Origin of the sequence: Salinisphaera shabanensis E1L3A, from assembly GCF_000215955.2 — a bacterium.
Lineage (GTDB): Bacteria > Pseudomonadota > Gammaproteobacteria > Nevskiales > Salinisphaeraceae > Salinisphaera > Salinisphaera shabanensis.
In genome coordinates this window covers 1-18,163 of sequence record NZ_AFNV02000012.1, presented here as the reverse complement: position 1 = coordinate 18,163, position 18,163 = coordinate 1, and the positions used below count along the sequence as shown (strand labels likewise).

Sequence of the window (18,163 nt, the reverse complement as noted above, 5' to 3'; positions counted from 1 at the left end):
ACCCTCATGTCTGATTCGAGAACGCCGCCCCACGAACGCAAGTCATCCGAACCGACTCATCAACCGCTGGCCAGGCGCTCGGTGGCCGATCGCGGCGTATGGTTGCGCGGCGGATTGTCCATGGCGTCGGATGCCTTCGTCGGATCGGTGAATATTGTTAACGGCATTCATCAGACCGTGACCCAGGCCGTGGGTCGTCTGGCCCCGCCTGCCCGGCCGATCGGCCGGGGCAGCGACTTTGTTTACGGTCGCGTACGCGATATCGGCCGCTTGAGTTTCTTTGGCGTACGACAAGCGTCCGGTCTGGCCGAGACGCTGGTGCCGGGGCGCAAGCGCGATATGCCGCAGCGTCTGGCGCTGGGTATACACAGCGCCCTTAACGGCGCGTTCGGCGACTATCTCGAACGCAGCGACAACGAGCTTGCGCTGGCCATGACGCTTGTCGATGACGCCGGCCGTGATATCGAGGTGTCGGCGCAGGGCCTGCGCGCTGCGCTTGACGAGCCGACATCGCGGGTGGTGATACTGGTGCATGGTCTGGGCATGAACGACCAGCAATGGCGCCAGGCCGGTCGTGACGACTTCGGCCAGCGCCTGGCGCACGATTTCGGCTATACGGCGTTGCGCCTGCGCTACAACAGCGGTCGCCATATTTCACAGAACGGCCGCGATTTCGCCGCCTTGTTGCAGGCGCTGTATACCTTTTATCCGGCAGCGATCGAACGGCTGACGATCGTCGGCCACAGTATGGGCGGGCTGGTGGCCCGTAGCGCCTGTCATTACGGCAAGCAGGCTGGCCACGATTGGCTCGACGCGCTCACCGATATGGTTCTGCTGGGTTCGCCGCACCTCGGCGCCCCGCTTGAAAGACTCGGCCGCCAGGTTACCCATACGCTGACCCGGCTGCCCTATACACAGCCGCTCTCGGCGATCGGCGAGATACGCAGTGCCGGCGTCAAGGATCTCAGTCACGGGCATCTGCGAGACGAGGACTGGCAGCGCGATACCGATCCGGCGCCCACGCCGCCGGAAGCGCTCGCCTCGCCCGATCATGTCGGTCATTTTCTGGTTGCGGCCACGCTGGGCCGGCGCGGTGACGATCCGCTAGGCCGCTGGTTCGGCGATTTGCTCGTGCCGGTGTCCAGTGCGGTCGGCCATGCCGACGTGCCGAGCCGGCGCTTTACCGCACGCGATCAGGATGGCCGTATTTTCTATGGCATGAACCATTTTGCGCTCGTACATCACGACGATGTCTACGCCGCGATCGCCGAATGGCTCGCGCCGCGTCTGACGTCGGCCACGCATTAACTCATTACCACGGAGTCTTGTTGACATGTCCGATCTGGAAAGCCGCTTTCAAGAGGCGGTCGAGAAAGTCCGTAGCGCCCCTGAAGACGGCGGTTTCAAGCCGTCGAACGAATACAAGTTGAAGATGTATGCGCTCTATCGCCAAGCGGTCGACGGCGACGTACAGGGCAAAAAGCCCGGTATGCTCAACCCGATCGCGCGCTACAAATGGCAAGCCTGGGCGGACATGAAAGGCAAGAGCAGCGAAGACGCGATGCAGGCGTACGTTGCCGAGGTGGAAAAAGTCGAAGCCGAATACGGCTAGGTTCCGCGTTTCAAGCGTCGGCGGCGAGCGTCGCGGCGAGGAGTCCATTGGCACAAGCGTTGTGCGCGCGAGCGCGCGTTGCGGGTGGGAGTTGCGCGCTTGCTTCGCGCAGTGCTGCGAGGTCGCTGTCCCCTTCGTGCAGGCGTCGGTCCAGTTCCCACAGAAACGGTTTGCGCTCGTCGGCTGCGACCTCCAACACCCGGGCCAGACGCGTCGCACCCATCGAGGGCGTCTGGTTGCGAAACCGGGTCCAGAGATCGTTGGCTATGACCGAGTCGATCACACTGCGAACCACAGCCGCTTCCGCGAAGGCAGGTTCATGGGCAAGCGTGCCAATCACGCTGCTCGGCATTTCATCGGCAATCTGTAACAACGCTGGCCACAAATCATCTTCGGTCGCTGCACGAATGAGCGAATCCAGTATCGCTGCCTCCTGTGCCATGGCCAGTTCGGCCATCGCCAGGCGCGACGTTTGGCCGATGCGTAGCAGCGTTGCGATCACTTCGGGCCACAATCCTTCGGCGGCTGCGGCTGTGACGATCGCCTCGCGTCGACGCGTATCCAGATGCTCGATGACACGATCGAGCTGGGCGCTGTTTTCGACGAAAAAGCCGATTTTCAGCAGATCGCTCTCATCCTCGATGGCGTCGGTTGCTGCAAACAGCGTTTGCTGCGGCAGGACATCCACGAAGCGGCCCATCGTGATCATTTCGCCGCGTTCGAGCAGCAGGCGTGTGATCGCGATCGCGCGATCCACCGGGAAGCCGGCGATAATCGGCTTGGCCCGAACCGGGTCGATATGCAGGCAGGTATCGGCCAGAAAACTGTCAGAAAGACGCGCCGCCAGATCGATCGCTTTTTCAGGTGGCATTTCACCAGCAATTCGCCCCGACAGCGTCGGCCCCAGAACGCGTTCTGAAATACGCGCACTGATGGCCAATGGCAACATCGAGGACAGCCGCGCAAAGCCGGTGAACGTCGACCGAAATTTTTCGAAAAGCGCTTCTGTTATGCCTTCGCGCAAGGTGCGCAAACGCTCGGCTTCGAGGTAGTCCAGATGTTCGAGTTCAGAGATTTCGGTTTGCAGAACGCGCGCGAGCTTGACCAGCTCCGCCTGTATGGCCGGATTTCTCATGACGAGCCCAGGAATAGTTTCTGCACGCGTTTTCGTAGCGGCGCGGGCACCATGCCGACAGCCTCGTCGAGTGCTTTTTCGAGCATCGTACGCTGATGGCGGGCCGCCTTTTTCATCAAGATCTGCAGGTGCTCACGTTCGTCCGGCGGCAGGCCGTCGATCACGGCCTGAGTGCGGGAATCCAGCGGCAGGCGATCGTCGTCACGAGTCATGTCGTCCAGGCCTCGCGCGCCATTCGCCGGCGCGATGCGCGAGCGGCCATGCCGCTCGAAAAACCCATGTCGGGACGATGCTACATCAAGGCGCGTGCGCACGCAGGGCGCAGCGAACACGGCCCCGTATCGGCGCCGTGCGGGCGAAAGTCCGGATGCGGGAAGAGATATTTGCCAAAAATAGGGCGTTACGAGGCTTGTTTTGACAAGTGGGTACCCTAAACTTAATCATGTTGCGGTGCACGATGACCGGCTGTGAGGCCGAGTCGGCGCCATACAATCGAGGAGTCGAAATGAGTGATTATCTAGTCCGGGCCTCGTCGAACTCGACGGTTCGAAACGTCATCAAGACGCTGGGTCTGCCCACGCCAACCGAGCTTGCGCGTGATGAAGGCGCTTACCAGGAGCGCTTTCTCGACAACGAGAAGATTCTGACCGGCGCGACCGCTAACGCGGGCGTGATCGAAACGATCGGCACCACGCTGGAGGCCGCCGGCGCGAACGTGCAACGCGCGGATAAGCCGACGCCGGCAGACGACGAGAAGTTCGATGCGTTGGTGTTCGACGCCACGAACATGACGGATGTTGGCGAGCTGAATGCACTCTATGACTTCTTTCATCCGATTGCGCGTAAGCTCACGCGCAACGCGCGCATCGTCGTTCTGTCGAGCCTGCCTTCGGCGATGGAAAGCGTATCCGCCGCTGCAGCGGCGCGTGCCGTTGAAGGCTTCGTGCGTTCGCTGGCCAAGGAAATCGGCCAGTTGGGCTCCACTGCGAACATGCTTTATGTAGAGCCGGGGGCTGAGGACCGCGTCGCGACGCCGCTGCGCTTTCTACTGTCCGACTACAGCACGTTTGTCGACGGTCAGCCGCTGACCGTGACCAAGACCGGACGTATGCCGGAGGCCTTGCCGGCGACGCAGCCGTTGAAGGACAAGGTGGCGCTGGTCACCGGCGGCGCGCGCGGTATCGGCGCGGCAACCGCCGAGCGTCTGGCGCGCGAGGGCGCCACCGTGGTGTGTCTGGATATTCCGCAGGATCAGGACACGCTTGAAGAAACGGTCGCTGGTTTCGGCGGCGCGGCCTTGCCGCTGGATATCACCGCCGATGATGCGCCGCGTCAGATCGCCGATTTCTTCCAGGAGAAATTCGGTGGCGTGGATATTGTTGTCCACAACGCCGGCGTGACCCGCGACAAGACGCTTGCCAACATGCCCGATCACTACTGGGACATGGTGATGAGCATCAACTTGCAGGCCATCATCAAGGTCGACGAGTTGTTGTCGACCGAAAATGTCATCAACGAACACGGTCGCGTGATCTGTCTATGCTCGATCGGCGGTATCGCCGGTAACCGCGGTCAGACCAACTACGGCGCCACCAAGGCCGGCCTGATTGGTTTCGTGGAACGCCGTGGCGAGACCGATCGCGATCGCGGCGTCACCGTGAATGCGGTCGCACCGGGCTTCATCGAAACCCGGATGACTGCCGAAATGCCGTTCGGTGTACGCGAGGGCGGTCGGCGTCTGTCATCGCTGTCGCAGGGTGGCACCCCGCGCGATGTGGCAGAAGCGATCACCTTCTTGTCCACGCCGGGCGCGGGCGGTATATCCGGCAACGTGCTGCGCGTGTGTGGCCAGAGTCTGATCGGCGCATAAGCGTCTTCGACGCGTCTCGAAAGATGGCGAGCCGGCCTGTTTTCAGGCCGGCTTTTTTATGCCCGCCGCGCCGCTGCGCGGCTGTCTAGCCAATCGGCAACGAACGGCCACACCTCGGTCTGTGCGGGCTTGCTCACCACGATCCCCGGATGGTCGAAGTCCACGCTGTAGCCGTTGGCCGTGCCGGCACGTTCGAAATGCTTGTCGATACTCGAAAAATGGCTAATGAAACGCTCGCATCCCGCGCTCGGGTCGACACGGTCGGCCGCGCCGGAAACGGCAAGTGCCGGCTGCGTGATGCCTCTCAGCATGTCGCGCAGATAGGCCTGGCGCCGACCGGTTTCGACCCAGTGGGTGGCATCCATCAGCGCTGCCGTGGGTTCGTTCTCCGGGCCGAGACCGGCCGCGCGTGCCGGGAAATAACCGAGTAGCCAAGCCAGTCCGCGTGTTATTCGATTGGCGGGCCAGTCGAGCATGCGCTTGCCGACCTCGAATTGGCTGGCGAACAGCACAAGACCCGCGATCGACTGCGTTTCGAGATAGCGCGCACAAGCGATCGCACTCATCACACCGCCGAATGAATGCCCAATCCAGAAAGCCGGCTGCGCGTAGCGCTCGCTGACCTGTCGCTGGACGGCTGGCAGGTCGTATTTGACGTGGTCGATGAGGCCCGCGCGTGCGGCGCACCGGGGCGAGTCGGATAGCCCGCGGCGTTGCACGATGAACGCCGGATAGCCGCGGCGCGCGAGATACGCGGCCATGCCGACCTGCTTGTCCGATAGCCAGAATCGCCGTCCGGTGAACATGCCTGAGACCAAAACCGTGGGCGCGATTGTTGTAACGCCTTGTGCATGCACCGCAGTGAGTTTGCAGTAACCGTCATCGGCTGCTGCAAGCGTATGCTCGGTAATGCCCAGCGGCGTGGTATCGCGCGATTTAGCCACCGGTCACCCGCCAGGCGATCGCGGCGACGCATAGCGTCACGATCAACGTGAGCAGTCGGCGCAGTTGTAGAAAGCCACGGCTTTGCCACCCGCGCCGGGCGCCGTGTTCGTCGATGAGCCAGGCGGCGAGCAAGGCCACGATCAGCAGGACGGCACGCCACGGGGCCGCCGTGAGCAAGGCGCCCCAAGCCACGATGGCAGGGACTACGGCCAGTGTCATGTCCAGCCCGGAGGCGCGTCCGGCCGAGAGCATACGCCCCCATTGCACACCGCCAATAAAGGCAACGATTGTGGCGAGATAGGGCAACAGCCAGCGCAGCGCCGTGCGCGCATTCAGCGAATAGCCATCGTAGGCGTAATAGACCCCCGCCGCGAAGGGCAGCAGTGCGAGCAGGCCGAGGGCGCAGGCAGCGGGCAGGGCGGATCGTTTCTTGGCCATGGTTGGAACGTATTGAACGAAGACGCGATCTTACGCGTTCAACTGGAAGCCGCGTTGAAGTGCGCCACCATCGCCCGTACCAGGGGCTTCATGAAATAGTTACTGTCGGGCATGAGAGTGACCTGCACGCCTTCGGCCTCGAGGCGTTCGCCCACGAGCGGGCCAACCGCTGCCACACAAAGCCCGTTCAGGGCCGGCGTGAGCGCGTCGGCGCGTTCGTTGGCGCGCGCCACTTTGTAAAGGCGCTTGATCTGCGGCGAGCTGGTAAAGGCTACGGCGTCCAGTTGGCCGGCCACGATGGTATCGATGAAATCCAGCACCTGCGGCGTTTCGGCTTCGTCAGCATAGATATAGGGTGCGACCGCGTGGATCTCGGCCTGTTTATCGGCAAGGAAGTCCATCAGCGGTCGGTTCGGGTCGGTACCGTAAAGCTGCACACCGACCCGATGGCCGGTAAGGTCCATATCGGCGAGCGCTTCGATTACGCCGGCCGTGGTTGGCTGGGTCGCGGCAAGATCGCTGCGCAGCTTGAGCGCGCGCAGCTCTCGTCCGGGCTTCGGCCCGCGTGTGATAGCGCGCGCCTGATCGAGACGCTCGACGAGGCGGGTCAGGCGTTCCGGTGTGTCGCGCTCGGCAAAGCTGCGCAGCCGGCGCACGCCTTCGCCGGTTAGCCAGATCATGTCGTCGAGGCCGTGCTCGATGACCTCGTCGAGCCAGCGCCCGACATGCGCTTCATCCGGCGTATCGCGGATATCGACCAACGGGCAGCGCACGGCTTGTGCGCCACGCCGCTCGATCATGTCGGCAAACAGATCGAGTTGGCGGGATTCCGGAACGCCGATACGACGGCCTTCGAGATCTCGTACGTCGCGCGTGCTACTCATGTGTCGGGTCCAGTCAGCGCATCAAGACAATATCGTGAGTGTACCGAGCGCGCTCGCATACGGCAGTTGCCATCGCTCAATGGATCACGTCACACTGACATCGACTATTGGCACGGTCCGGAAGACAGTCCATGACGCTTGCAGTCGGTATCAGTATTGTTTTCGCGCTAGCCTTGGCGGTTGTAGGCTATCTGCTCTGGCGTGCGTACCGTCGTCTCGACGCGCTTAACGCCGAGATTTCCCAACTCGCCCACGATCTGGAACATGCCAACGAAGAGCTGGCCGGCGTGCTGGCCGAGGTCAGCGGCAGCCGTATTATCGTGGAGGTCATCAATCCGATGACCCTGGCCCGGGCGCGATCGCGCTGGGGAGCAGCCCTGGTGGGCGTGGCGCCGCGCATGATCCGACGCCGGGTGTATGAAATTGTTGCCCGGGAGATGAAACAGCAGCTGGCATCTCAAGGGGTCGAGGCGCATCTGGATATCTTCCATCCGACCGGCTCATGATGGTCATTGTCGCCGTATCCATTGCCTTCGTCGCCCTGATCGTGGCCGCCATACGGTTGAATATGGCGGTTGCCGACACCCGCGCGCGTTTTCGGGTACTGGCGGCCGGCTACGGCGATGCGGGCCTTCTGGTCGACGCAAGAAAGCGTTTTCGCCGCCGCCAGGAAAGCGTCGAACAGGTGGTCGATACCGGCACGGTAGGATTGCAGACCGCGCATCGCACCATTTCCGGCTGGTTCGGAAAACAGAATACCGGCGAAGGCGTCTACGACAACGTGCGTGCCTTCAACCGCAATCTAGGCCGCACGGTCTCCGGGCTGTTCGCGCCGGGGCCGAAGAAACACAGCGAGAGCCTCGACGAATGGCGTGAAAAACAGGGTTCGAACAATGGCCGTAATGGCCCGTCTGACAAGCCCTGATCCGGATAACGGCGAGTGGCCTCAAGTAAGCAGGCATCGGGCCGTTAATCCCAAGATGAAACGGTCAAACTCCATGACGGCGTATGCCAGCCTGCTGATGCTCGCGCTTGTGCCGCTCGGTATCTCGCCTCTCTTGGCACAGCCCGCAGGCGCACCGTCAGCCGGTTCGCGGGCGAGTGTTCACGGCCACGGTGGATACGATCCCCATGCGTGCGGGGGGTATCGACATTCGGGCCCGGAAATCCAGATCTATATGGATCCGGAAAGCGAGCACTGGCCATCGAATTATGTGCCCGACAACTATCGGCTCGATGGCTACGACGGCGAGCCGGATCGAGCAACGATATGTCGTGGGGAAAGCGGGCGAACCTACACCACGCGAACGATCGAGTGCCCGGCGGGGCAGCAGGCCGACGAGCCTGCGCGGACGTGGTCTACATCGCCCTGAAACGTAGCGCGCATACGCCACGAAGCCATGCCGGAAAAAAAATTCCGTCATTGTCGTAATACGTTAAAGGATTCGCACCCCGGCGCCGATAGGCTCTGCAACCAAGCTCGTTGTATCGAGCACGTGTTATTCGCAGGTACGCCATGGCAGTCACATCTTCACTTGGAATCGGTTCGGGTCTGGACCTGAGTTCGTTGCTGGACGGACTTCGAAGCTCCGAACAGCAGCGCCTGGTGCCGTTGCAGAAACAGGCGAGCAGCTATAACACCAAGCTGTCGGCCTACGGCACGCTGCAGAGTTCGCTCGCCAATTTCCAGACCTCGGCCGAAGCCCTGGGCAAGGCGAGTCTCTACGATGGTGTGAAGACCACCACCGATAGCGATGCATTCACCGCGGTTGCCGGCGAAAAGGCCGACCCGGGCAGCTACAGCATCGAAGTCGATCAGCTGGCGCGCAGCCAGTCACTGGTCAGCGCCGGCGAGGCCAGCGTAGACGACAAGATCGGTAACGGCGGCAAGATTACGCTGTCTCTCGGGGATACTGGCGGTAACGTCAGCGAAACCGTCGATATTGATATCGACAGCGCGGATAGCAGCCTGTCCGGTATCCGCGATGCCATCAATGCGGCCGATATCGGCGTCAATGCCTCGATCGTCAACGACGGCAGCGGTACGCCGTACCGACTCGTGCTCTCGTCCAATACCACGGGTACGGCGTCACAAATTTCTGTAAGCGTGGCAGAGACAAATGGTGACGGCTCGACGCCGTTGGGCGATCTGCTGAGCTATGACAGCGCCGCGGGCAGCAGCGCGATGAGCGAGACCGTCGCCGCGCGTGACGCCAAGCTTTCGGTGAACGGGATTGCGATCGTCAGCCAGACCAATCGTGTCGAGGAAGCCATTGCGGGCGTGACTCTTACGCTCAGCAAGACCACGACCGAGCCGCAGGCTCTGACAGCCACGCGCGATACCGATTCGGTTAAATCGGCCTTGCAGAGATTCGTCAAGGCCTATAACAGCGTCAATTCGCTCTCCGACAAGCTCACGGCTTTCGACGCGGAAGAAAAGGTCAGCGGCGTTCTGCTGGGCGATTCCACTGCCCGCACCGCCGAGACGCGCGTGCGTAGCGCACTGAATACGCCGATCAGCGGCGGTGCCTTTTCCAGTTTGGCGGAAATCGGCATCAGCCTGCAGCGCGACGGCACCATGGAGATCGACGACGAAAAGCTCGACGCGGCTCTGGCAAACAACCTCGCCGACATCGGCCAGCTAATGGGCGGCACGGGCGATAACGACGGTCTGTCGAAGGTGCTCGTGTCCACGCTCGAGGCCGTTGCCGGCGAGCAGGGTCTGCTCCAATCGGCCAGCGACGGGATGAAAACCCGTATTGATAATTTAACCGACAGCATGGAACGCGAGCAGGAATCGATCGATTCGACCATCGCGCGCTACCAGAAACAGTTCGTGCAGCTCGACTCGATCATGGCGTCGATCAACTCGACCAGCAACTACCTCACCCAGCAATTCGCATCGCTCAACCAATCGAGCGATTAGGCATTCATAGCAAGGAACGCTCATGGCCTCTTATGCAAACCGGGCGGCAAGCGCATACAAGACACTCGGCGTCGAAACCGCCGCGATGAGCGCCAGCCCGCATCAATTGATCGTGCTTTTGTTCGACGGCGCACGCAGCGCTCTCGGGCGTGCTCAATGGGCTATTTCCCAGAGCGACCAGGCCGGCAAGGGCCAGGCGTTGTCGAAAGCCATCGATATCATCGAGCTCGGTCTGCGTGCCGCGCTGGATATCGAACGTGGCGGCGAAATCGCCGAGCGTCTGGATGCCCTCTACGACTATATGACCCGTACATTGATTCGTGCCAATATCAAGAGCGATACGGCGCTGATCGCCCAGGTGGATACGCTTCTCGACGATATCGGTTCGGCATGGAAGCAAATAGGCAACGTGCCGAGCATGCCCTCGGTGGCAGCGCCGCAGCCCGTTTCCTCGCTACAGCAGGCCTGAGATCATGAATGAGCAGCAGCAGGATATCGTCGCTGGCTACGCCGCGCTTCTTGAACTCAACAAGAAAATGATCGAGATCGCGGTCGCCGGCGAGTGGGAAAACCTCGTGGAAATGAAGAGCGAACACCTGTGTCAGGTGGAAACGCTCATGAGTATCGAATATGACGTCGCGGTGAACGACGCGTTTCGCGAAGCCAAGCGTGCGGTACTGATACAGATCGCAGCGACCGAGCAGGAACTGCGAGATCGGCTACAACTGCGTATGGACGAACTTTCCGGTGCTATTTCGCAGGCGCGCTCCCAGCGTCGTGTCAAAAAGGCCTACGAAAAGGCAGCCATTTGCTAGTGCCGTGCGCACTGCGAGATAGGCCCTAGCGAAAGATGCCATTGTGAGCACGATCACGCCCATGCTCGACACGCTGTTGCCGCAGGTGCTCGGGCGCCGTGCGGATATGGCGCGGTTTACCGGCGGACGGGTCAATGTGCCGCTCGGTCCGGTCGATCCCGTGGCCCGCGTGCGAACCGATGGGTTTGATCGGCCCACGCCGGGTACGGGCGCAAACAATTTGCGTGGCCGTGGCTCGGCGGATGGTGAGATCGCAACGGGTAATAACCCGGCTTCACGCCAGGGCCCGGACAAGCCGGCTATGCGTGAGATCACGCACAGCCAGCGTTACCTGCCGGCCACTCGCAGTGAAGGCGGCAATCACAGTGAATCGGCGCGTGCACAGCTGAGTCGCGAGGGTGGGCTGATTGCCTCGCTTCTGGCGCGCCGGGATGCCCCGGTTGCGCATACGACGCCGGCTCATGCCGCGGCGCTTTTCGGGGCAGCACGCGTACCGGCAACGCCTATTCTGGCGGCCATACTCGGGCAGCAGGTAGCGCACAGCGGTTTGTTCTATGAATCGCACCTGAGCAAGTGGTTCGACGGGCAGCGCCCGTTCGCGGAGCTGCTCGAAGAACCGCACAATCAAAAGCCGCAAACGACTGCCTCGAATGAGGCCAGGGCGCAGGGGCAACCGGTACCGGCGACCTCTCGACAGACGCTGTCGAATTCGGTCGCCAACGCATTGCTCGCGCCCGGCACATTCCAGGACACGTCATCGAACGCCCGCGGTGATGGCGCGCGCGGCGAAGTCGTCGACGAGCGTCTGCTTTCTGTCGTACGCCAGCAGCTCGATGTACTCAGTAATCCGGTCTTTCGCTGGCATGGTGCGGCCTGGCCCGGTGTCGACATGCACTGGGAGATTCACGAAAACGTCGATGAGGGAGACTCAGGCGACGAGACGGCCTCGCAAGAGCAGGCGTCGTTTTCGACGCGGCTGCATCTGGACCTTCCCAAGCTGGGCAAGATTGAAGTCGCACTCAATCTCGCAAGCGGTGGAATCGAGGTCTATGCCTTCGCGTCGAGCGCACGGGGCGCGGCCGCGGTTTCGCCCGCCACAAGCGAATTGAAGGAGCGATTCGAACAGGCCGGGTTCACCCGAGCGCATGTCGAACTGATCGAGGCTGATGTCCTATGAGCGCGGTCGATCGTTCTCGGCCTGGCGATGATCGTGCAGGCGTCGTTGCCCTGCGCTATGCCGAACAGGATGATGCCCCACGGGTCGTGGCCAAGGGGTACGGTGATATTGCGCAGGCGATCATGGATCGAGCGGAAAAACACGGTCTCCACGTGCATCGCTCGCCTGAGCTGGTGCGTCTACTCATGCGTGTCGATCTCGATGAGCGCATCCCGCCCGAGCTGTATACGGCTGTGGCCGAATTACTGGCCTGGGTTTACCGGCTCGAAACGGCAGCCGACGCGCAATCGCTTGATTAAGCGCAAACCCTGTTCGGCGCGATCGATTTTCGGTCGTGTTAATAGCGCACAATCCATTATAGAATAATAGGCTGTCGTCTATCGGCGACAGTTCGTCGCTGCGCGCTTTTGCTTTTTACTACGCCGTGTAGCATTTTGGACAATATAGCGTTCCGGAATAAGCAATTGGCGCGACATTTTTGTAAAGGCAAAGTTAATAGGGGTTCCTTGCTGATAGCGTGTTATCGGTCGGCGCGAAAGGGCAACGCGTCGATGCAAAGGATAACCACAGTTTTCGAGCGGGAGATATCGCCAGAAATTCAAGAGTTCGCTTTGCACAACGCGGCGTATTCTCGGGGAGGCACCAATGAGTGTTGAGCATCTACTCGATGATGTTCGCGATCTGAATCTGTCCTATCTGATTCTGATGCAGCGGTTGATCAATACTGATCGCGAATTGGCGATGTTCCGTCTCAAGATTGATGAAGACATGGCGGATCTGCTGAGCCAGATCCCGGTCGCAGATCTCGCCAAGCTCGCCCGGTGCAACCAACTCCTATGTCATTTCTCCCTCGACAGCGCGGAACAACTGTTTGCGCTGGTCAATGCGCCGCGCGATGACGATATGCGGCGCTTGCACGCCGGCATTCTGTTGTCATCGCAGAACAAGCGTAAAAGCGATCGCCGCGGCGGCGAGCGTCGGTCCGCTGGCGACCGCCGCGAAGGCGACGGTGGTGGGGATACGGAGGCGCCGGCTCGCCGCAAGCAGCCACGTCGTGAGGCGGACCGCGAAGCGGAACGCAAAAGCGGCAGTGGTGAAGGGTAGCTAACGAGCCGCATGAATACGACGACGAACAAGAGCGTCATCGACGAAGCCAAGCAGATCGGCTTGGCGATCGAGCTGATTGAACTTGGTGCCCGACTTCAGGTGCTGCAGACCGAAACCGACATCAGCCGGCGTCGTCTGATCAATCTGTACAAGGAAATCCACGGGGTCTCGCCGCCTAAGGGCATGCTGCCGTTTTCTACCGATTGGTATGTGACCTGGCTGCCGAACATTCATTCGTCGCTGTTTTACAACACCTACTGCTACCTGCGTCGGCGCAAGGAGCGCAGTCGCATGGAAGCCGTGGTCAATGCTTATCGGCTTTACAACGAACAGACGCCGTTACAGGAGGATGGCAAGCCGGTTTTGAGCTTGACTCGAGCCTGGATGCTGGTGCGCTTCTTCGAAAGCGACATGATGATGCTGTCGGTGTGTAATCGCTGCAAAGGCAAGTTCGTGAACCGCGCTTACAGTCTCGATCAGGATTTTGTCTGCGGTATTTGCCAGCCGCCATCCCGCGCGGGCAAAACGCTCAAGAAGACGAAAAGTCGCAAGCCGAAGGAATAAGCGCGCGGTAACGACCGCAGTTCTCGGCATCGACCCATTCAAGCTATTGGCCTGTCGGCCGCTAACACTCCCTAGAGATTGCCGGTCCGTATTTACGGCCATGTCCAGTCAGGGAAGGCGACAGTGCTTATACTCTTGGGTTACGTCATCGTCATCGGGTCCGTGCTCGGTGGGTATGCCATGGTCGGCGGGCATATGGGGGCGCTGTATCAGCCGGCAGAGCTCGTCATCATTTTTGGCGCCGGTATCGGCGCGTTCGTGGCCGCCAACAACGGCAAGGGCATCGGCGCGACCGTTCGTGTGCTGCCGAAACTCCTGCGTGGCTCGCAGTATTCCAAAGAGATCTGCGTCGATCTGATGACCCTGCTTTACCTGCTGCTCGCCAAGGCGCGACAGTCCGGCATGATGTCGCTCGAGCAGGATATCGAGAACCCGCGTGAAAGCACGCTGTTCTCGGCGTACCCGAAGCTTGTCGAAGACAAGCTGATCATGGATTTCCTGACTGATTACCTGCGCCTGATGATCAGCGGCAACATGGACGCCTTCGAAATCGAGGCGTTGATGGACCACGAGATCGAAACTTTCCAGCACGAAGCCGAGATTCCAGCGCACGGCCTGGCGGCCATGGGCGATTCACTGCCGGCCTTCGGTATCGTTGCGGCGGTCATGGGTGTGGTCCATGCGCTCGGGTCGGCGGCGCTCGATCCATCGGAAATCGGCCCGCTGATTGCGCACGCGATGGTGGGTACGTTCCTGGGTATTCTGCTTGCTTACGGTTTCGTGAGCCCGCTGTCGGCGCGTGTGCGATCGCAGGTCGAGGAAGTCGTCAAGATCATGCAGAGCGTGAAGGTCACGCTTCTGGCGAATCTCAACGGCTATGCGCCGCCGCTGTCGATCGAATTCGGTCGCAAAGCGCTGTTCTCCAGCGAGCGCCCCTCGTTCAACGAACTTGAAGAGCATGTGCGCAGCGTCAAGTCGGGCGGCACAGCGCAGGCCGCGCCGTGAGCGATCCGAATCGACGGCCGATCGTCATTCGCCGCAAGAAGGCGGCGAGTCACGCAACCCACGGTGCATGGAAGATCGCTTATGCGGATTTCATGACCGCGATGATGGCGTTCTTTCTGGTGATGTGGCTCTTGTCGGGGCTGAGTTCGGCTGAGCTCAAGGAAATGAGCGAATACTTTCGTACGCCGCTCAAGGTGGCGATCATGGGCGGCGATAAGGCTTCCGCCAGCAACAGTGCCATTCCCGGTGGCGGCGACGATCCGATGCATTCGGAAGGGGAGGTCTCGTTGACCACGCCGAATGCTACCAATTACCGTCCCAGCCATCGGCCCCTGCGTGATCTGCAAAGCGGCCTGGAGTCGATGATCAAGTCCGATCCGAGGCTGGACGACGTCAGCTCGCAGCTGAGCTTCAAGGTGGTCGAAGACGGTCTGCTGATACAGATCAGCGATACCAAGCAGCGGCCGATGTTCGCGCTGGGCAGTTCCGAGCTTGCGCCTTATATCAGCGCCTTGCTCTACAAGATCGCGCCCAAGCTGAACGAGTTTCCCAACCCGATCACGCTGACCGGGCATACGGACGATCTGCGTTTTGCTTCCGGCGATCACCGCTACAGCAACTGGGAACTCTCGGCCGATCGTGCCAATTCAGCACGGCGTGCGCTCATCAAGGGCGGCATGCAAGCCGACAAGCTCTTGCGCGTGATCGGCGCGGCTGCAACGGCGAGTCGGCCGGGCGTGGAATCGTCGGCCGCGCCAGCCAACCGCCGTATCAGCATCCTGGTGCTAAACGAACACGCGCAAATGCGGATCGAGGATGAAAGCGCGGCGCCCCCGCAGGCGCTGTCCGCTGATGCCGACACGCACAGCGGGGCCAACGAGCGCATGGTCAAGGTGGACGCGAACGAGCCGCCGGCCGACGCGAAATCCGGCTGATCACGTGTAATTGCGATTCATATCCGATCGAAACCTAAAGCAATGTCTCGATCGAACGATATGTCCTAGGACATCAGTTTTCGGGTTCGACCACGAGCGACAGCGGAATAACCAGGCATGACGTTAGATATCGCCGAGTTCTACCAGACCTTTTTCGACGAAGCAGACGAACTGCTCGACGAAATGGAACGTCTGCTTATCGATCTCGATATCGAGACGCCGGACAGTGAAGATCTGAACGCGATTTTCCGGGCAGCGCACTCCATCAAGGGCGGTGCCGGAACGTTCGGGTTCACGCATCTGCAGGAAACCACGCATCTGCTGGAAAACCTGCTGGACCGCGCGCGTCACGGTGAGCTGGTGCTGGATCGTACAGCGGTCGATCTGTTTCTCGAGTGCCGCGATGTACTCAAGGGCCAGATCGATGCTTATCGTGCCTCGGCCGAGCCGGACAAGCAGGCGTTCGACGATATGGCACAACGTCTGCGAACGCTCGACGAACAAGGTAGCGGTGCACTGGCGGCCGATTCAGGCGCGGCGGCTGCTGCGAGTGAAACCGCCGAGGCTGCGCAACCCGAGTCTGCGCCGCCCGCAGGCGCGGTACGCCAGGTTTCGATCAGTGGAATCGAAGAAAGCAAATGCGCGGCACTTGTCGAAGAGCTTGGCCTGTTCGGCGATATCGAAAGTCAGACATTCGAAGGCGACACGCTGACAGTGACGCTAGCTGGGCACGCCAGCGCCGAGGATATCGAATCGGTGCTGTGCTTCGTTGTCGATGCCGACCAGCTGCATTTCAATGGCGCGGCGGCCGAGGATGCCGCTGCGCAAGCTGAGACTGTTGTAGCCCAGGCCGTGAGCGAGGTCGTTGCCGAAGAGCACGCAAGCCGGGCGCAGGACGCGGCTGCCTCAGACGAGGCCAAGGCGCCGACCAGCGCAACGCCCGCGGCGCCGGCTGCCAAGCCGAAAGCCGCTGCGAAGTCCGCCGGCGAATCCAGTTCGCTGCGCGTATCGACCGAGAAGGTCGATGAAATCATCAACCTGGTAGGCGAACTGGTGATCACCCAGTCGATGCTGGAGCAAACCATCGGCGGGCTCGATAGCGAAGCGCATAGCGCGCTTCTCGAGGGCCTTAATCAGCTGCAGCGCAACGCCCGCGATTTGCAGGAAGCGGTGATGTCCGTGCGCATGATGCCCATGGACTATGCCTTCAATCGTTTCCCGCGTCTGGTGCGCGATCTCAGCCGCAAGCTGGGTAAAGAAATCAATCTCGTGACGGAAGGCGAATCGACCGAGCTCGACAAGGGTTTGATCGAGCGCATCATGGATCCGATGACCCACCTGGTGCGCAACAGCCTGGATCACGGCATCGAAACCCCGGAACGGCGCACGGCGGCCGGCAAGCCGGCTGCAGGTACGCTGACGCTGGCTGCCCAGCACCAGGGCGGCAGCATTCTCATCGATATTTCCGACGACGGCGCCGGCCTTGATCGCGAGCGCATTCTGTCGAAGGCGCGTCAGAACGGTTTATCGGTCACTGACACGATGAGCGACGATGAAGTCTGGCAGCTGATTTTCGCGCCGGGTTTCTCGACCGCCGAAGCGGTCACCGACGTCTCCGGGCGCGGTGTGGGCATGGATGTGGTCAAACGCAACATCCAGGAGCTCGGCGGGCATGTCGATATTCGGTCCGCGGCCGGCCAGGGCACGACGATTCGTATCGTGCTGCCACTGACGCTGGCCATCATGGACGGCATGCTGATCCGCGTCGGTGAAGAAGTATTCATCATGCCGCTGGGCGCCATCAAGGAATCGATGCAGGTTCAGGCCGACCAGCTCAAGCGTGTGTCGCAGGACAAGCAACTCGTGTATGTGCGCGGCGAATATCTGCCGCTCGTCGAGATGCATCGTGTATTCGATATCGATGGTGCCCAGACGGATGTGCTGCGCGGCATCGTGATGGTGATCGAAAGCGAAGGCCGCCATTTCGCGGTGCTTGTCGACGAACTCGTCGGCCAGCGCCAGGTGGTGGTCAAGAATCTGGAAACCAACTATCGCAAGGTGGTGGGTATCTCGGCGGCCACCATTCTTGGCGACGGTAGCGTCGCGCTGATTCTCGACGTGGTTGCGCTTTCCCGCGCAGGCCGTCAGAGCGAAACCCAGGTGCGGCAAGTAGCGCCCGCCTGATCCCTTATACATGGACGTTACACGGAGTAAACGACATGGCTGAAGTCATTGCTAATGAAACCCCGCGTGATGCGACCGCGGATATGGAAGTGCTGGTATTCGCTCTAGGCGGCGAGGAATACGGGGTCGATATTCTCAAGGTTCAGGAGATTCGCGGCTATAACCAGGTGACCCGAATCGCCAACGTGCCGGATTTCGTCAAGGGTGTGACCAACCTGCGCGGCAGCATCGTTCCCATTATCGATGCGCGTATCAAATTCGGCCTGGAAAATGCCGCCTATGATCAGCACACCGTGGTGATCGTGCTCAACGTCGGTGAGCGTGTGGTTGGCGTGGTCGTGGACAGCGTATCCGATGTGCTGACGCTTACGCCCGAGCAGATCAAGCCGGCGCCGGATTTCGGTGTGGCGACATCGACCGAGCATGTGCTGGGGCTGGGCAGTGTCGATGACCGCATGCTCATTCTGGTGGACATTGATCAAATGATGAGCAGTCGCGAACTCGCGCTCGTCGAAGACGTCGAAGCCATCGCGTCATAGCTGTGATCTTTCAGTAGGTTGTTCATC

Annotated in this window: 21 protein-coding genes; 16 read left to right on the top strand and 5 right to left on the bottom strand. The window is 60.9% G+C overall.

Going from position 1 to position 18,163, the window contains the following annotated elements:
- Nucleotides 1–6: 6 nt before the first annotated feature.
- Nucleotides 7–1,308 (top strand): alpha/beta hydrolase, encoded by a 1,302-nt coding sequence (locus SSPSH_RS08905; RefSeq protein WP_021031618.1) that lies wholly within the window; start codon nt 7–9, stop codon nt 1,306–1,308.
- A 25-nt stretch (nt 1,309–1,333) separates the two neighbouring features.
- Nucleotides 1,334–1,612 (top strand): acyl-CoA-binding protein, encoded by a 279-nt coding sequence (locus SSPSH_RS08900; RefSeq protein WP_006912635.1) that lies wholly within the window; start codon nt 1,334–1,336, stop codon nt 1,610–1,612.
- Nucleotides 1,613–1,622: 10 nt separating this feature from the next.
- Here SSPSH_RS08900 and SSPSH_RS08895 read toward each other — a convergent pair whose 3' ends face one another.
- Together SSPSH_RS08895 and SSPSH_RS18710 are read right to left on the bottom strand one after the other, a co-directional pair.
- A complete protein-coding gene (locus SSPSH_RS08895; RefSeq protein ID WP_006912634.1) occupies nt 1,623–2,747 on the bottom strand; it encodes a hypothetical protein in 1,125 nt (374 codons plus the stop codon).
- Complete coding sequence (locus SSPSH_RS18710; RefSeq protein WP_021031617.1) at nt 2,744–2,959, bottom strand: hypothetical protein; 216 nt, start codon at nt 2,957–2,959, stop codon at nt 2,744–2,746. Before SSPSH_RS18710 ends, SSPSH_RS08895 begins: the two co-directional genes overlap by 4 nt.
- 293 nt (nt 2,960–3,252) lie before the next feature.
- Here SSPSH_RS18710 and SSPSH_RS08885 point away from each other — a divergent pair, with 293 nt between their 5' ends.
- The gene (locus tag SSPSH_RS08885) at nt 3,253–4,617 is read left to right on the top strand and encodes a 3-oxoacyl-ACP reductase (RefSeq protein WP_006912632.1); all 1,365 of its coding nucleotides are present in this window, start codon (nt 3,253–3,255) and stop codon (nt 4,615–4,617) included.
- A gap of 56 nt (nt 4,618–4,673) precedes the next feature.
- On the opposite strand, the gene SSPSH_RS08880 is transcribed toward SSPSH_RS08885, so the two are convergent.
- From SSPSH_RS08880 to SSPSH_RS08870, 3 genes are read right to left on the bottom strand one after another with little or no spacing between them, the layout of a single operon-like run.
- Entirely contained in the window at nt 4,674–5,561 is an 888-nt protein-coding gene (locus SSPSH_RS08880; protein WP_006912631.1) for an alpha/beta fold hydrolase, read from the bottom strand.
- The gene (locus SSPSH_RS17910; protein WP_006912630.1) at nt 5,554–6,000 is read right to left on the bottom strand and encodes a DUF3429 domain-containing protein; all 447 of its coding nucleotides are present in this window, start codon (nt 5,998–6,000) and stop codon (nt 5,554–5,556) included. The genes SSPSH_RS08880 and SSPSH_RS17910 overlap by 8 nt, the downstream gene beginning before the upstream one ends.
- 38 nt (nt 6,001–6,038) lie before the next feature.
- Nucleotides 6,039–6,884 carry a uroporphyrinogen-III synthase gene (locus SSPSH_RS08870; RefSeq protein WP_006912629.1) on the bottom strand — a complete coding sequence of 282 codons (846 nt, stop codon included), beginning with the start codon at nt 6,882–6,884 and terminating at the stop codon, nt 6,039–6,041.
- A gap of 131 nt (nt 6,885–7,015) precedes the next feature.
- On the opposite strand from SSPSH_RS08870, the gene SSPSH_RS08865 reads away from it, so the two are divergent.
- The 13 genes from SSPSH_RS08865 to SSPSH_RS08800 all read left to right on the top strand — a co-directional run bounded on the left by SSPSH_RS08865 (nt 7,016) and on the right by SSPSH_RS08800 (nt 18,136).
- Complete coding sequence (locus SSPSH_RS08865) at nt 7,016–7,390, top strand: hypothetical protein (protein ID WP_006912628.1); 375 nt, start codon at nt 7,016–7,018, stop codon at nt 7,388–7,390.
- A complete protein-coding gene (locus SSPSH_RS08860) occupies nt 7,387–7,809 on the top strand; it encodes a hypothetical protein (RefSeq protein ID WP_006912627.1) in 423 nt (140 codons plus the stop codon). Before SSPSH_RS08865 ends, SSPSH_RS08860 begins: the two co-directional genes overlap by 4 nt.
- 591 nt (nt 7,810–8,400) lie before the next feature.
- The gene (gene fliD / locus SSPSH_RS08850) at nt 8,401–9,810 is read left to right on the top strand and encodes a flagellar filament capping protein FliD (protein WP_021031615.1); all 1,410 of its coding nucleotides are present in this window, start codon (nt 8,401–8,403) and stop codon (nt 9,808–9,810) included.
- A gap of 22 nt (nt 9,811–9,832) precedes the next feature.
- Nucleotides 9,833–10,279 carry a flagellar export chaperone FliS gene (fliS, locus tag SSPSH_RS08845; RefSeq protein WP_006912624.1) on the top strand — a complete coding sequence of 149 codons (447 nt, stop codon included), beginning with the start codon at nt 9,833–9,835 and terminating at the stop codon, nt 10,277–10,279.
- 4 nt (nt 10,280–10,283) lie between these two features.
- Nucleotides 10,284–10,625, top strand: a complete 342-nt coding sequence (fliT, locus tag SSPSH_RS08840; RefSeq protein ID WP_006912623.1) for a flagellar protein FliT — start codon at nt 10,284–10,286, stop codon at nt 10,623–10,625.
- Nucleotides 10,626–10,668: 43 nt separating this feature from the next.
- Entirely contained in the window at nt 10,669–11,802 is a 1,134-nt protein-coding gene (gene fliK, locus SSPSH_RS08835; protein WP_152522772.1) for a flagellar hook-length control protein FliK, read from the top strand.
- Complete coding sequence (locus SSPSH_RS08830; RefSeq protein ID WP_006912621.1) at nt 11,799–12,101, top strand: EscU/YscU/HrcU family type III secretion system export apparatus switch protein; 303 nt, start codon at nt 11,799–11,801, stop codon at nt 12,099–12,101. The genes fliK and SSPSH_RS08830 overlap by 4 nt, the downstream gene beginning before the upstream one ends.
- A gap of 346 nt (nt 12,102–12,447) precedes the next feature.
- Complete coding sequence (gene flhD / locus SSPSH_RS18430) at nt 12,448–12,906, top strand: flagellar transcriptional regulator FlhD (protein WP_006912620.1); 459 nt, start codon at nt 12,448–12,450, stop codon at nt 12,904–12,906.
- Nucleotides 12,907–12,918: 12 nt separating this feature from the next.
- A complete protein-coding gene (flhC, locus tag SSPSH_RS08820) occupies nt 12,919–13,473 on the top strand; it encodes a flagellar transcriptional regulator FlhC (RefSeq protein ID WP_006912619.1) in 555 nt (184 codons plus the stop codon).
- Nucleotides 13,474–13,596: 123 nt separating this feature from the next.
- Nucleotides 13,597–14,478, top strand: coding sequence for a flagellar motor stator protein MotA (gene motA, locus SSPSH_RS08815; protein ID WP_021031614.1), 882 nt, complete (start codon nt 13,597–13,599; stop codon nt 14,476–14,478).
- A complete protein-coding gene (gene motB / locus SSPSH_RS08810) occupies nt 14,475–15,413 on the top strand; it encodes a flagellar motor protein MotB (protein ID WP_006912617.1) in 939 nt (312 codons plus the stop codon). Before motA ends, motB begins: the two co-directional genes overlap by 4 nt.
- Nucleotides 15,414–15,530: 117 nt before the next feature.
- Entirely contained in the window at nt 15,531–17,597 is a 2,067-nt protein-coding gene (gene cheA, locus SSPSH_RS08805) for a chemotaxis protein CheA (RefSeq protein ID WP_006912616.1), read from the top strand.
- 35 nt (nt 17,598–17,632) lie between these two features.
- Nucleotides 17,633–18,136, top strand: a complete 504-nt coding sequence (locus SSPSH_RS08800) for a chemotaxis protein CheW (RefSeq protein WP_006912615.1) — start codon at nt 17,633–17,635, stop codon at nt 18,134–18,136.
- Nucleotides 18,137–18,163 lie beyond the last annotated feature (27 nt).

Bases quoted from the DNA above. Each gene is read 5' to 3' on its own strand.
- SSPSH_RS08905 (WP_021031618.1), top strand. From the start codon at position 7: ATGTCTGATTCGAGAACGCCGCCCCACGAACGCAAGTCATCCGAACCG.
- SSPSH_RS08900 (WP_006912635.1), top strand. From the start codon at position 1,334: ATGTCCGATCTGGAAAGCCGCTTTCAAGAGGCGGTCGAGAAAGTCCGT.
- SSPSH_RS08895 (WP_006912634.1), bottom strand. From the start codon at position 2,747: ATGAGAAATCCGGCCATACAGGCGGAGCTGGTCAAGCTCGCGCGCGTT.
- SSPSH_RS18710 (WP_021031617.1), bottom strand. From the start codon at position 2,959: ATGACTCGTGACGACGATCGCCTGCCGCTGGATTCCCGCACTCAGGCC.
- SSPSH_RS08885 (WP_006912632.1), top strand. From the start codon at position 3,253: ATGAGTGATTATCTAGTCCGGGCCTCGTCGAACTCGACGGTTCGAAAC.
- SSPSH_RS17910 (WP_006912630.1), bottom strand. From the start codon at position 6,000: ATGGCCAAGAAACGATCCGCCCTGCCCGCTGCCTGCGCCCTCGGCCTG.
- SSPSH_RS08870 (WP_006912629.1), bottom strand. From the start codon at position 6,884: ATGAGTAGCACGCGCGACGTACGAGATCTCGAAGGCCGTCGTATCGGC.
- SSPSH_RS08865 (WP_006912628.1), top strand. From the start codon at position 7,016: ATGACGCTTGCAGTCGGTATCAGTATTGTTTTCGCGCTAGCCTTGGCG.
- SSPSH_RS08860 (WP_006912627.1), top strand. From the start codon at position 7,387: ATGATGGTCATTGTCGCCGTATCCATTGCCTTCGTCGCCCTGATCGTG.
- fliD (WP_021031615.1), top strand. From the start codon at position 8,401: ATGGCAGTCACATCTTCACTTGGAATCGGTTCGGGTCTGGACCTGAGT.
- fliS (WP_006912624.1), top strand. From the start codon at position 9,833: ATGGCCTCTTATGCAAACCGGGCGGCAAGCGCATACAAGACACTCGGC.
- fliT (WP_006912623.1), top strand. From the start codon at position 10,284: ATGAATGAGCAGCAGCAGGATATCGTCGCTGGCTACGCCGCGCTTCTT.
- SSPSH_RS08830 (WP_006912621.1), top strand. From the start codon at position 11,799: ATGAGCGCGGTCGATCGTTCTCGGCCTGGCGATGATCGTGCAGGCGTC.
- flhD (WP_006912620.1), top strand. From the start codon at position 12,448: ATGAGTGTTGAGCATCTACTCGATGATGTTCGCGATCTGAATCTGTCC.
- flhC (WP_006912619.1), top strand. From the start codon at position 12,919: ATGAATACGACGACGAACAAGAGCGTCATCGACGAAGCCAAGCAGATC.
- cheA (WP_006912616.1), top strand. From the start codon at position 15,531: ATGACGTTAGATATCGCCGAGTTCTACCAGACCTTTTTCGACGAAGCA.
- SSPSH_RS08800 (WP_006912615.1), top strand. From the start codon at position 17,633: ATGGCTGAAGTCATTGCTAATGAAACCCCGCGTGATGCGACCGCGGAT.